Source organism: Brevibacillus sp. HB1.2 (assembly GCF_013332495.1).
In the GTDB taxonomy this organism is placed as follows: Bacteria; Bacillota; Bacilli; order Brevibacillales; family Brevibacillaceae; genus Brevibacillus; species Brevibacillus porteri.
This window is the reverse complement of the sequence record NZ_JABMIU010000006.1, coordinates 88,036-101,629: the sequence shown is the minus strand read 5'-3', so window position 1 is coordinate 101,629 and position 13,594 is coordinate 88,036. Positions and strand designations below refer to the sequence as shown.

Sequence of the window (13,594 nt, the reverse complement as noted above, 5' to 3'; positions counted from 1 at the left end):
TGAGTTCACTCCTTTAATAAGGGTCTATAATGAATTCCGACATGTAATCGATAAAGGCTTTCGTTGTATGAGGCATCACTTTATACTTAGGGTAGATAAGCTTAATCTTGCAAGTAGGTGTAGGATCGGTTAGACGGATCAATTTGATATTTGGACAGTCATAACTTTTAACGAGATGGCAGGATAGAATGGTTACACCTACTTTGGACTGAACCATATTAAGCAAGTTTGATGTTGATGTCGTTTCTACGCTGATATACAGAGAAATGCCTAACTTTTTTGCATATTCATAAAGTTTTTTTCGTATTTTGAAATCTTTAACAAACAAGACGGATTGTAAATTGGTAAGCATTCGAAATGGAATGACTGATTTTTCTGCCCAAGGATGATCTTCCGAAACGACTAGCACTAGTTCTTCGTCGAATAAGTGGATACTATCGACCTGATTGCATGTTTTGAGATAAATGGATATGCCAACATCTATTTTGTTTCGCAGTAACTGTTTCGTGTTATCTTGCAGGTCAGTAAGTTTTATTGAAATATACGGATATTGTTCTTGAAATTTATAGATTCTTGGCTTTAGATAAATCAAGTCGCTGGAAGAGATACCAATGATGAGGTCGTTTCTCTTCATATGTTTTAATTGTGACACTTCTTTGCGAGCTTCTTCAATCATTCCCATTATGGCGATGCTTTTCTGAAATAGGATTTTCCCTGCCTCAGTTATTTCTATTCCCCTTCCGACTCTATCAAATAACGAGACTCCAAATTCGTGCTCCAGCAAACGAATCTGTTGACTTAATGTAGGTTGAGAAACCATCAATACTTCCGCAGCTTTAGTGAAACTTCCCGCTTTGCATATTTGAATAAAATATTCAAGTTGTCGAATTACCACTATTTCACCCCAGGTCATGATGGCATTTAACAGATCATGTGAAATTGAGGTGATATAGACACATGTGTCTATATCACGATTTCATATGCCCATAATACACTATACTTATGAATTACTAAAATGAATATAAATCATAAGGGTCATATATATTTGGTTATGAATATCGTGATTTAGTTTAATTAGTTTATTTAGTTTTTTCCAAGTCCTTGTGTTCTTCCAAATGAATAAAAAAGGGCACAATCATGCTTAAGAACAATAATCCTGCCAAGATTTCAAAAGTGAATAAATAGCCCCCGAAATCTATTAAGTAAATGGAAAGGATCGACCCAAGAGAAGCGCCTATGAACACCATAAACATATGAAACGAAACCGCAATTGCTCGGATTTCCCCAGCCATGTGACCGATTAGTGAGATTAATGATGGAAGAGCCATAGCTATTCCCAGTACAAATACAACACTCATCGAAATTAGATAAATGAGGTTAAGACTCAAACCTAACAATCCTAAACCGCTTCCAGCTAAGATTAATCCACAGCATAATACGTTCTTGACACCAATTTTTGTAACCAATCTTCCGGCAAACGGAGAAACTGCCATACCCAAAATACCAATCGCACGAACCCATAGAATATCTTGATGACTTAACCCGAAGAGTGGGCTGCTTAAGTAACTTCCAAGAGTCGCGAAAAATCCGACAAGCGAAATAAAGAGTGAAGCGGAAACGATGTAGCACAGAGGCAATCCTTTTCGTTTGAAAATATCGCCTACCCGCAAAAAAGAAGTAACAAAGCTGCCATTTGTTTGCTGTATTTTGTCGTTTGGTATAAAAAAGGTAAGCAAGATAGAAGATATTCCATATACTGCGGAAAGTAGGTAGAATACATAGGACCAATTTCCTAATTCCAAAACAACAAAGCTGCTATATATTTGTCCAACGATAGTGGCCATTAAAAAAGCCGTACTAATAAACCCGATAATGGTTGCTCTTCTTTCAGACGGAAACATTTCCATCGCATAAGCCAAAACAGACGGAGGGAACATCGATGCCGCTAAACCTTGCAAGGCCCGAAGAGCAACAAGCCAAGAAAAACTGTCGACATTACCTATTAGTGGTGTTATTACCGTAAGCAATAATAACCCCGATAGCATCATTTTTTTTCGTCCAAATCGATCTGATAACACTCCAAACAGTAGACCCCCACCTGCAAAAGCAAGCGAGAAGGCACTGCTACTCCAAGCAGCTTGCGAAGACGACACTTTGAATGCATCTTCAAACACTGCTATTAATGGAATAGTTAAATACACACACGATACAACAACTAAAGTACACCAGAAAAGGATTCCGGTAATGAATGCGATATTTGACGATCTAACAAATTGTTCGTTACCCAAAATGTTCTCCCCCTGCTTTATTCATGGAAACATCATCATTACGTTTATTTTGAATGTCAGACGCCTTTACGTTAGAAAAGACATTGATAGCAAATATCAAGACACCGGTTCCAGCCACAGCTTCACCAATCCGCTTTAACATAATAATCCAATCCGGTGCATAGCCGTGGACCATTAAGGTTAGCGTAATAAGCATTACAGGTAAGCCGAGGCCATGTAACCAGAAGTGCCATTTAGCCAGACGAGATTTTGATGTTTTTGGAAAAAGTAAATAGGTAAACCCGCAAAGAGCCATTGTTGCCCACCCAAAAAGATTCGCATGAGCATGTACGCTAGTTAATGCAAAATTCAGTGTTGTACCCATGTAAACACCGATACTAATACCAACAACAATATATATAACTGCCATTTTCAAAAAGCGTACACCCATTAAAATGCCCCCTGTTAATCATTAGAATCAAGTCAAGAAGCTGTTAGCGACCGCCTGACTTCAGTAAAGCACTCTTGCAAGGTTACGGGGTCACTCATGACCCCGCCACGATACCTTTTAGATTCATTAAGCCCGAGTAGTGCTTTCGAATTTTCCTTTGTGTGTCAAGTCACAGAATGGCTTTTGGTTTGATAGTCCGCAGCGGCAAAGAATGAAAGATTCTTTTGTCTCAAAGCGGTTCCCTTCTGCATCCACCAATTCTACATTACCCGTTACACGCAACGGACCGTTGTCTATCACTTTAATTGTTACATTGGACATTCGCTCATTCCCTTTCGAATTCGAATCTATTTTACTTTTGTGCAACCCCTCTGAAGTTCCATCAGAACACGAAGCAATCCAAGTCGCAAAAACCGTTGCCGTGATGATGATTGCATTTATGATGACTATGGGGCATATGTAACGCGGCGCCACCACCGCCTCCATGATTTGAGGCCTTATAGTAACCACCAAAGTAATTGTGTGGTGCCCAGTCCGGACTGGCTTTAGGAGCCGGGGGTGATAGTTTTTGAAATTCAAGTGATCCATAAACAATCTTTCCGCCTACGACCGTAAACACCGATTCGATTCTCTTGATTTCTTCTTCTGGAACTTGGAGGAAATTATCAGACAAGATCGACAGGTCCGCATATTGGCCTGCTTTAATTTTTCCCTTTACGTCCTCCTCCCTCGAGAACCAAGCATTTCCGGCTGTATACATACGAAGCGCTTGATGGCGGTCTAACCGATTAGAAGCAGGGTACAAGCTAAGCCCACCAAGCGTTTTTCCAGTAACCAGCCAGTAGAGGGCAACCCACGGGTTATAACTGGCTACCCTTGTAGCGTCTGTACCTACACCTACTCTCAATCCTGCCGTAAGCATCTTCGTAATGGGAGGTGAGTTTTCCGCTGCCTCCGCTCCGTACCTATCAACGAAATATTCTCCTTGAAAAGCCATCCGGTTTTGGACGGCAATCGAACCACCTAAAGCGACGACACGTTCCAAATCCTTCTCACGAATCGTTTCAGCATGGTCTAAAATCCAGCGTAAATCTTTAAATGGAACTTCTTTATTGACACGTTCAAACACGTCGAGGAAACGTGAGATCGATTCACCATACGTTGCGTGGAGCCGGAAAGGCCATCGTTGTTGCACCAGATGTCTGGTTACCCCGAATAAATCATTCTCCAACACAGCAGGCAATTCCGGACGGGGCTCAACGAAGTCTTCGAAATCAGCCGCACTGTAAACCAGCATTTCACCCGCGCCGTTGTGACGATAGTAAGGGCTGCCTGTATAAGGCTGCGAAGTGGCTGTCCATGATTGAAAATCGTCCAGTTCATGATTTGGGTGTTGGGTAAAAAGATTGTATGCCGTACGGACGGTAATCTCCCCACGTTTATCCAGTTCCTCATAAACTTGATAATCATCGGGGTAGTTCTGGAAACCACCGCCAGCATCAATTACACTCGTAATTCCAAAGCGATTTAATTCCCGCATAAACAGCCGTGTGGAATTCAACTGATCTTCATAGGAAAGCTTTGGTCCCTTTGCAAGAGTGGCATACAATATCGTTGCATTCGGTCTTGCAATTAGCATTCCAGTCGGATTGCCGTTACTATCACGCTGAATTTCTCCGCCCGGCGGATTAGGGGTATCCTTCGTATACCCAACTACCCGCAAGGCTGCTTTGTTCAAAAAGGCTTGTCGGTATAAGTTAAGAATGAATACCGGAGTCTCCGGAGCAATCAGATTGATTTCATCCAATGTCGGCATCCGGCGCTCCTTAAATTGAAACTCTGTCCATCCGCCTACAACCCGAACCCAATGGGGTGCAGGCGTGCGGTCCACTTGATTTTTTAACATACGCAAGGCGTCGGCAACCGATGGCACTCCATCCCAACGAAGTTCGAGGTTATAGTTCAATCCACCACGTATGAGATGAATATGGGAATCATTTAATCCTGGAATCAGAAGGCGTTTATTTCCATCCACGACTTCCGTTACAGGTCCTTTATACTGCATAATGTCGGAATCACTGCCTACGGCTAAAAAACGGTCTCCCTTAATAGCTACTGCCGTTGCCATGGGGTTAGATTCGTCCATCGTCACAATGTTAGCGTTGAAAATCAATAGGTCAGCCTCTATCATGTTAGTCTCATTCGACATCCCTTTATCCCCTCCTAAGTTGAGTTATTAAGATGATTGATGATTCAGCAGCAATTTAATCCATGGGATAAGCCGTTGTCCTAGAAACATGCCAATGAGCCCTATCAACCCTAACATTGGAGGGGCCGGCGACGGTATACGCAGGGATTGAAAAACAACTCCAATCACAATCCCGGTACCTAGCGCTAATAATAAAGACCACATAAATGTGCCTCCTCTCTCGGAAGACTCTGGACTAAAAGGTTCTTTCGCCCTTTCGCCCTGATTATATTAGCGTCATAAAGTATCTATCAATATGGGTATATCTATATAAACTATAAGGAGATCCTATGTTTTGATAGACTTTCAAACCATAGGATCTATCTATATCTTTTATATAGAAAACAGAATTGATTGAAGTATTTGGTTTTCAATACTATAAATACATGCGACGAAATGCTGTCGCAAATTTAAAAAAGAAAGTTGGGAATAATACATGTTCAATGACAAATCTGATTTGCTTACACCCAGCAACTCTGCCATCATCCTTATCGACCACCAACCGCAAATGCTGTTCGGAGTACAAAGCGCCGATAGGCAAACCGTGATCAACAATACAGTGGGGCTGGCTAAAACGGCGAAAGTATTCCAAGCGCCGATCATTTTAACTACCGTTGCCGCTAATTCTTTCTCGGGTCCACTCCATCCGCAAATTCAAGAGGTTTTTCCCGATCAAAAACCTATCGACCGGACAAGCATGAATTCGTGGGAAGATGAAAACTTCTTAGCTGCTGTAAAAAAGACAGGCCGAAAGAAACTGATTATCGCTGCATTGTGGACAGAAGTTTGTCTTGCTTTTCCTACACTGTCGGCGATTAAAGACGGCTACGAAGTTTACATTGTAACTGACGCTTCTGCCGGAACCACTCAAGAGGCGCATAACATGTCCATACAGCGTATGATCCAAGCAGGGGCGATTCCGGTTACTTGGCAATCTGTTCTTCTCGAGTATCAACGTGATTGGGCTCGCCAAGATACTTACGATTCCGTTATGGAAATTGTTATTCAACATGGCGGCGCTTACGGCGTAGGTGTATTGTATGCCCATACTATGTTTGGTGGGCACGAGGGAGCAGTATGATTTTCAAAGTTTTAGCCGGCTGAAATCCGTTAAAACAAGCCAACGATGATAGATGCAACGCCATATGAGAACAGAAGTAATGTCACTTTTATAATGGAGTGTTCCTACATGAAAACTACGGTAGAAAATAAAACAATTCAAGAGATTCAGGATATTTTGAACAAACAAGTTTCAAACTGGAACGTGCTGTATGTAAAGCTTCACAACTTTCACTGGTATGTGAAAGGCTCTCAGTTCTTCACACTGCACACAAAATTCCAAGAGTTCTATGAAGAAGCGGCACTCTACATCGATGATCTTGCCGAGCGTGTGCTCGTTTTAGGAGGCAAACCAGAAGCAACCATGAAGCGCTACCTGGAGATCTCCAGCATTAAGGAGGCCAGGGGCAATGAGAGTGCCGAGCAGATGATCGATGCTTTGATTGAGGATTTCAACATTGTTGTCGAGGAGCTGAAGGTAGGGATGGAGAAGGCTGGGAACGCGAATGATGAAACAACAGCCGACATGCTGCTTGCGATCCACAGCACAGTTGCGAAAAATATATGGATGCTTAAAGCTTTCAATGATCGTTAAGATATGAATAACAATTCTTCATGTTAACACAGCAAGGGTTGTCGATTCACGGATGACAACCTTTGCTGTGTTTATTTGTTGAGTTATAGTTTCCCGAGCTCATTATCGATCGATAACCAATACAATAATGACAAATAAGAGCAGGCGGTGTATATATGAATAAATTATTGGTGCCTATCGACTCAGACAACGTTTCCGCACAGGCGATCTCTTTTGCTAAAACTCTTCTGGAAGAAGGTCAGGCCTTATCTCTTCTCCACGTTATTCGTCCCCTCGCATCTTCCAGAGTAATCCATTACGTAGGACGAAAAGTTGTTGAGGAGATCCTTAAGGAAGATGCGGTCGCTGCTTTAACACAAACGCTGCAATCAGTTGAACAGGACCACCTTCCCCATACACTTGAGTATGAATTCGGGGAACCCTCTCAAGTGATTGCGAAATACGCAGACGAACATGATCTAGTCATAATGGGAACACACGAACGTGGTCCGATTACGAGTTTTCTCCTGGGTAGCGTAAGCAACGCGGTACTGAAAAAAGCATCCTGCCCAGTACTATTGGTTCCGAACGGTTATGAAAAGTCGGAAGAAATCAAAACCATACTGGTTGCCGTAGACGGTTCTGAAACATCACATCGAGCTGCGCAAATTTCGCTGCATCTCGCAAGAAAAACGAACGCAAGATGTATCCTCGTGCATGTAGTCACTCCCCCGGTGCTCTACTCTCCCGTGTTGGCAGACATGGTCAGGAAAGATAGGGAAGAGCTGGTACGCATAGGGGAAGAACTCCTGTTGGAATATGAAAACCTGTTTATGCATGAACAATTTCCTTACAGGAAGAAAGTAGCGATTGGCCATCCGACACAGATCATCAATGAAGTGGCCGAAGACGAAAAAGCAGACGTGATCGTGTTGGGATACAAAGGATTGAACTGGATGGCCGAACAAATCATGGGCAGTGTGACATACAAGCTGATCCATCAATCGAAGATTCCTCTTCTGATTGTGAAATAGTGAAAAGGGTTGAGAGAAACACTCTCAGCCCTTTTTTGATGGATAAACGGACCTCCCGATACTTAATTAGTAACTCCAGGAACTCCCTGAACTCTAGCTGCTTGTTTTGTACACTCCCCCTCAGACCGATAAGCCCTTTGACTGCCGACTTGCTATCTTCCCCGTACTCGATTGTCCCACCAACTGGTCGAAACGTAATGATTCCGTCTTCTTCGGGGAATTGTTCAAACAATATTGACGTCCCCCTTCTAATCATGCACAAAGAAGATGCTCGATAACGCAAATTACTTTCCAGAAACAGCCATAGGAATTGCTTATGCAAATACTTTATAAAATTCTTTTGATATTTATAGTATTCTTCTATGGAATATATAGGAAATTGAATATTGTTTGCGCAATTGCATTTCAATAGACTGAGTACATGCAGCAGGAATTCCTGTTGTAATCACATCTGGAAAAGGTAGGGATATTAGTATGTTTAACGGGAAGACAGATTTACTTACGGCTGATAACTCTGCAATTATTCTTGTAGACCACCAGCCTCAAATGCTCTTTGGTGTTCAAAGTGCTGACCGCCAAACTATCATTAACAATACGGTTGGATTGGCCAAGACAGCTAAAGTTTTCAATGCACCCATCATTCTTACGACTGTAGCTGCGGAAACATTCTCAGGCCCGATTCATCCGCATATTCAAGAGGTATTTCCAGATCATAAACCGATTGACCGTACAACAATGAATTCTTGGGAAGACGAAAATTTCGTAGAAGCTGTGAAGAAAACAGGCCGTAAAAAGCTCATCATGGCAGCACTTTGGACGGAGGTTTGCCTTGCTTTCCCTGTAATTGCAGCCATCAAAGAAGGATATGAAGTTTACATTGTAACGGATGCTTCAGGTGGGACGACTACGGAAGCGCATAACATGTCCATTCAACGCATGATACAAGCAGGAGCAATCCCCGTTACCTGGCAGGCTGTTCTGCTTGAGTACCAACGCGATTGGGCACGCGAAGAAACATATGACGCAGTTATGTCGATCGTAATGGAACACAGCGGAGCTTATGGTGTGGGTGTTGTTTATGCCCAAACGATGTTTGGCGGCCACGGGGGATAAGCCTATTCATCCCAAAAACAGTTTGATTATGACTGTCTTAGCTTGTGGAATATGCCTAAAGTGAGTGTACTATGCTAAAACCAATTCTAATAGGAAGTGAAAAGCATGGCTAAATTAAAAGTCGGAACAGAAAACGGGCAACCCATTGAATTGTACTTTGAGGATCTTGGCGCAGGCAAACCTGTGATTTTAGTACATGGCTGGCCACTGAGCGGGCGCTCCTGGGAGAGTCAAGTTCCAGCGCTCATCGAAGCAGGTTACCGCGTGATTACCTATGACCGCCGCGGATTCGGACAATCCTCCCAACCGTGGAACGGTTACGACTATGATACGTTTGCGATGGATCTCCATAAGCTAATTATACATCTAGACCTTAACGACGTAACACTGGTCGGATTTTCGATGGGTGGCGGAGAGGTTGCCCGTTATGTTGGCACATACGGATCAAGCCGTGTCAAAAAAGCCGTGTTGGCTGCTGCGGTTCCGCCGTTCTTTTATAAATCTGCCGAGCATCCGGAAGGCGGTCTGGATGAAGCCACCATTCAGGGCTTCCAAGACGGTTTGAAAAAAGACCGTCTCGCCTTCCTTGACGGCTTCAGTCACAATTTCTTTAAAGCCGGGGATAGAACCGACCTGGTGAGCGAGTCCTTCCGTGCATACAACCTTGATATTGCTTCTTATGCTTCGCCAAAGGGGACGCTGGATTGCATTGATGCCTTCGGCCGGACGGATTTCCGTGGCGATTTGGCGAAATTTAATATCCCATTGCTTGTTATCCATGGCGATTCTGATGCGATCGTGCCGCTTGAGGTAAGTGGTCAACTGTCCCACGAAGCTGTTGCAGGCAGTCAACTCGTCGTAATTGAAGGTGGACCACATGGTTTGAACGCGACTCACCCTGAAGAATTCAATACCGCTTTGATTCACTTCCTTAATACAAAATGAATGAACAGTCTCGGGAATCATCAGTTATTTCATATAAAGCCCTTCGAGACTTTTCATATTGGAATAAAGCCGAGAGTTAAAATAAACTAGGACCCATAGAATTGATGAAAAGGTGTGAACTGTGACCTATAAGAAGGACACTTTGAAAAAATGACCCTCTTGTGGGTCATTTTTTATAATCTAGGTATGGATGAGGAGCGAGACGAAAATGGGAAAGCTGAAACGAGCCTTATTTACAGAAGAGCAGATTAGAAAGTTGGAGGCAACCCCGGCTGCTTTGACCTGGATGCCATCGATAAGAAGCCTAAGCACAGCCTGAAACGGTGACGTGACACGACCGGTATGGTGAAGAAGGACTCGCCAAGGATCAACGAGTTAAGAGTAGTCGCATGATTTGAGGGTCCTGGTAAGTTCAGTGCAATCTTTGCTCATACTTGGGCTTCAAACAGTCTTCGCTGCCTTCGGAATTCCAGCGCTGTGATGCCTTCAGTATCCTTGAATATTCTCGTAAAATGCTTCACATTATCGAATCCAACCTGATCACTGATTTCGTACACCTTCAAATCGGAGTGCACCAGCAGTTCCTTCGCCTTGTTCAACCTTAACCGGCGAACATAGTTCGAGAAACTCTCACCGCTATATTCTTGGAAAGCATGGCTGAAATACGAGTAATTGAGTGAGAAATGGTTGGACACGACCGCCATGTTCAAATCTTCGGCATAATGCGTCTGCAAGTAGGTGAGAACTTTTTGCATCGTATTTTGTTCCGTCGGCGCTTGCTCTCTCCGATCTTGGATGAACCGATCCAGACTATCGAGAAGCTGCTCGATGGCTATGTAATAATCTTCAAATCGATCGAAGTTCCCGATGTGACCAACATGGGCGTACGTACTTAATAGAAAGAGTACCTTATACCCGTAGATGCGGAACAACTTGTCGAACAGCTCCTCGTTGAGTAGCTGGCTTATACGTTCCAGATAGCCGATCTCACAGCTGCTAATAATGCGAACATCGAGGATTTGATCGAGAAGCTGTTTGATTTCATCCCCGCGTCCCATTCCAAAGAGATTCAATATTCGTTGAATCAACTCAACAGGAACGACATGCCGCTCATTGCGTTCACTTATAATGGTGTAGTTCAGCACATCGAGTTCTGGAAGCAGAATACCGTATTTCAAGGTTTGCTTCGCTTGGTTGTATGCCCACCTTATCTGCTCTATCCCTTGAACAGAATCACTAATCGAAATTCGCAGCTGCGGCTCATATACACTCAACCTCCACCGTTGTGCCAACTGGTAGAACAAAACCGGATCGCGTGCGATCATAATCGTTCCGCCTTTTCCATCACGCGTGAGCATCCAATCCATATGCCCTTGTAACAGCTCAGCGATTTGATTCCTGAAAGAAGCAGCATCCGTACTGCTAGCTTGTGATCCTCCACCGCGTCGCGTAAGCAAGCCCAGCGTATATCCTGCATTCAACCAGCTTAAACCGGCCTGCTTCAGTTTGTTCTGTTTTATAGCATCACCCACATCCTTCTGGGTCAAATGCATGGTAACTAGCTCGGCAGCAAAAAGGCTGGCATCTTCGCCCGCCTTGTTTGCTCTCTCTTCTCTCATCCTTATGTCCCGCATTAATTGCTCCAGGACGGCAAATAACTCCTCCCGCACCACAGGCTTTATGAGGTAATCCTTCGCAGCACAGCGAATTCCTTTCTGCGCATATTCGAAGTCATTATAGCCAGACAGCAATACTACCTCGGGTTTAACCGGATGGTCTTGCAGCTGTTCGAGCAGTTCGATCCCATCCATAATTGGCATTCGGATATCTGTGAACATAATATCCGCAGGCTCCTGGCGAAGCAGCTCCAGCGCCTCTTGTCCATTCTCGGCAAATCGGTAGTTGAACAGATTAGGAAACTGCCTCTCAATTATCGATTGCAAGCCCCTCCGAATGATCTTCTCATCGTCGACGATAAGCAAGCTAATCATAGATGTCCATTCTCCTTCCCATGACTCGATACGGCAAAATCATGATAATGCGTGTATAGCTTCCTTCCTGACTCTCGATCTGAATACCATATTCCGCCCCATAGCTCATCACTAAACGCTGGTCCACATTACGCAGACCGATTCCATTGCTTTCCTGGTTATCCTTACGAACAAACAATTGCCGGACCTCCTGGTAAGCGGACTCTTCCATTCGTAGCATTTGATTCAATAAGCCTAGCTTCTCTTCCGGTATGCCGCAGCCGCTGTCAGTGATCTCTATGACACAAGCTTGATCACGCCGGACGGCAGAGATCGTAATGACAAGATTTCCGTCGCTGGAATGCATGAGGCTCATCCCATGCTTGATTGCATTCTCGACTGCGGGCTGCAGTGACATTTTGAGCGATTCCTGCTTGAGGCATTCCGGTGCAATCATCAATCGGAGATCAAGTCTTCCATCATAACGGATGTTCATGACGGCTACATAATGCTGGACCTGCTGGATCTCATCGCTTAGCATCACGTAATCCCGCTTCCATTCCATCGAATATCGCATCATACCGCCTAGCGAGGTCATTATGTCCGATATAAGGTACTGCCCTTCAATCTCCGCCAGCATCTTGACGTTCTCCAGCGTATTGTAGAGGAAGTGGGAATCTATCTGGTTCTTCAGCGCCCGAAGCTCGGCTTCTTTACCTGCAGCCTGCCTAGCTGCCTGCTCTTGAATGAGCTCGTTAATCTTTAGTATAAGCATACGGTAATGAAAGCCCAACTCTCCTACCTCATCGGTACCGGTAATCAGCGGTATCTCAACGTTGAAGTTACCGCTTCTTACCTGTTGCATCGATTCTCTTAACGCCTTAAGCCTGCGCAAAATCATCGCCTGCATCGAGTAAGATAGCAGTACGAGAAATGCCACTAGTAACGAAATGAGTACAATATAACGAACTCTTGAATGGTTAATGCCTTCCATCGTCTCCGCAAGACTAACCATATTGACCAAATGTACGTCGATCGACGGAATGTAGCTTTGAAATGCCATGTAGGACTGCCCATTAACCTCGAACCGTACCGTCTCGATATCTGTATTGCTCGTCAGCTTCACGCTGTTTATCAACTGCTCCGCGCTGTGCTGTTCGAACACAGGTGACTCCTTCAAGCTGAATACCCGTCCGCCCCTTGCTACTACGATCAGCTGAGAGTTCATGTCCTGCACGCTACTGAACGTTTGAGAGAAGAAATTCGACAACTTCATCGATATCTCTAGAATTCCGTTATGTGTTACGTTGTCCGCATATTTGAATTCCTGCAAGTACGTCATGAAGGGCTCATTCTGCGATGGTTCGGATGGCGCACTGGTGAGGGCGACGTTCTCCTGTATCTCCCACCAAGGCACACCGCTTTGCTTCATCACCTCATCATGCCAAGGCTTGTCCTGAATACGTGATTCCTGTAGGATGACGGGCCAAATCTCATTCACATAAAGGTTGTCCGTGAACAACCGGACATTCGCAATTCGTGGATTGTTGAACAGAAAATATTGAAAGCTGTTGACCACATCTTTCTTAATATGAAGAACATATGCTGTATCCTGAAACTGTTCAATTTGCAAGTAATTGTTCATTTCCCGATTGGATAACGCAAGCTGACCGGTCCATCTCATCAGTTCTATGTTATTATCAATGTTTATCTTCTCTACTTCCAGCACATTCTCGTTGTTCTCCGTCAATTCTTTCATTGCACTGGCGGACTCTTCATTGAGCGTATACCAGGAGAATAGAACAACCGGTATAAAGATAACGAATACAAATGACAGAATCAGTTTGACTTGAAGCGAAAGTTTAATCGTAAGTGCACGTATCCCCAATAACCATCGGATTGCCGTGAATCGCATCTCCTGTTTCACATCCTG

13 protein-coding genes are annotated in these 13,594 nt (G+C 44.0%); 5 read left to right on the top strand and 8 right to left on the bottom strand.

The genetic code is table 11. The annotated features are described in order from the left end of the window. Positions 1-13: 13 nt before the first annotated feature. The 6 genes from HPY28_RS16415 to HPY28_RS16390 all read right to left on the bottom strand — a co-directional run bounded on the left by HPY28_RS16415 (position 14) and on the right by HPY28_RS16390 (position 5,131). Entirely contained in the window at positions 14-895 is an 882-nt protein-coding gene (locus HPY28_RS16415) for a LysR family transcriptional regulator (RefSeq protein WP_174230950.1), read from the bottom strand. Positions 896-1,079: 184 nt separating this feature from the next. Further along, entirely contained in the window at positions 1,080-2,288 is a 1,209-nt protein-coding gene (locus tag HPY28_RS16410; protein WP_017252121.1) for an MFS transporter, read from the bottom strand. Next, positions 2,281-2,718: a hypothetical protein gene (locus tag HPY28_RS16405; protein WP_017252122.1), complete on the bottom strand. Its 438-nt coding sequence runs from the start codon at positions 2,716-2,718 to the stop codon at positions 2,281-2,283. Before HPY28_RS16405 ends, HPY28_RS16410 begins: the two co-directional genes overlap by 8 nt. Positions 2,719-2,844: 126 nt before the next feature. Further along, positions 2,845-3,039 (bottom strand): CDGSH iron-sulfur domain-containing protein, encoded by a 195-nt coding sequence (locus tag HPY28_RS16400; protein WP_017252123.1) that lies wholly within the window; start codon positions 3,037-3,039, stop codon positions 2,845-2,847. A 61-nt stretch (positions 3,040-3,100) separates the two neighbouring features. Further along, the gene (locus HPY28_RS16395; protein WP_017252124.1) at positions 3,101-4,927 is read right to left on the bottom strand and encodes an amidohydrolase; all 1,827 of its coding nucleotides are present in this window, start codon (positions 4,925-4,927) and stop codon (positions 3,101-3,103) included. Positions 4,928-4,954: 27 nt separating this feature from the next. After that, positions 4,955-5,131, bottom strand: coding sequence for a XapX domain-containing protein (locus HPY28_RS16390; protein ID WP_017252125.1), 177 nt, complete (start codon positions 5,129-5,131; stop codon positions 4,955-4,957). A gap of 271 nt (positions 5,132-5,402) precedes the next feature. Here HPY28_RS16390 and HPY28_RS16385 point away from each other — a divergent pair, with 271 nt between their 5' ends. The 5 genes from HPY28_RS16385 (at position 5,403) to HPY28_RS16365 (ending at position 9,691) form a co-directional block, all read left to right on the top strand. After that, on the top strand, positions 5,403-6,047 hold the full coding sequence (locus HPY28_RS16385) for a hydrolase (protein ID WP_017252126.1): 645 nt from the start codon (positions 5,403-5,405) through the stop codon (positions 6,045-6,047). Between the two features lie 108 nt (positions 6,048-6,155). Next, positions 6,156-6,620: a Dps family protein gene (locus HPY28_RS16380; RefSeq protein WP_017252127.1), complete on the top strand. Its 465-nt coding sequence runs from the start codon at positions 6,156-6,158 to the stop codon at positions 6,618-6,620. A gap of 155 nt (positions 6,621-6,775) precedes the next feature. Then, the gene (locus HPY28_RS16375) at positions 6,776-7,633 is read left to right on the top strand and encodes a universal stress protein (protein ID WP_017252128.1); all 858 of its coding nucleotides are present in this window, start codon (positions 6,776-6,778) and stop codon (positions 7,631-7,633) included. 474 nt (positions 7,634-8,107) lie between these two features. Then, the gene (locus HPY28_RS16370; RefSeq protein ID WP_017252129.1) at positions 8,108-8,746 is read left to right on the top strand and encodes a hydrolase; all 639 of its coding nucleotides are present in this window, start codon (positions 8,108-8,110) and stop codon (positions 8,744-8,746) included. Positions 8,747-8,851: 105 nt separating this feature from the next. Continuing rightward, the gene (locus HPY28_RS16365; protein WP_017252130.1) at positions 8,852-9,691 is read left to right on the top strand and encodes an alpha/beta fold hydrolase; all 840 of its coding nucleotides are present in this window, start codon (positions 8,852-8,854) and stop codon (positions 9,689-9,691) included. 428 nt (positions 9,692-10,119) lie between these two features. Here the strand turns inward: HPY28_RS16365 and HPY28_RS16360 are convergent, their stop codons facing one another. Together HPY28_RS16360 and HPY28_RS16355 are read right to left on the bottom strand one after the other, a co-directional pair. Next, a complete protein-coding gene (locus HPY28_RS16360) occupies positions 10,120-11,682 on the bottom strand; it encodes a response regulator (RefSeq protein WP_017252132.1) in 1,563 nt (520 codons plus the stop codon). After that, a complete protein-coding gene (locus tag HPY28_RS16355; RefSeq protein ID WP_026043376.1) occupies positions 11,675-13,576 on the bottom strand; it encodes a sensor histidine kinase in 1,902 nt (633 codons plus the stop codon). Before HPY28_RS16355 ends, HPY28_RS16360 begins: the two co-directional genes overlap by 8 nt. Between the last annotated feature and the right edge of the window lie 18 nt (positions 13,577-13,594).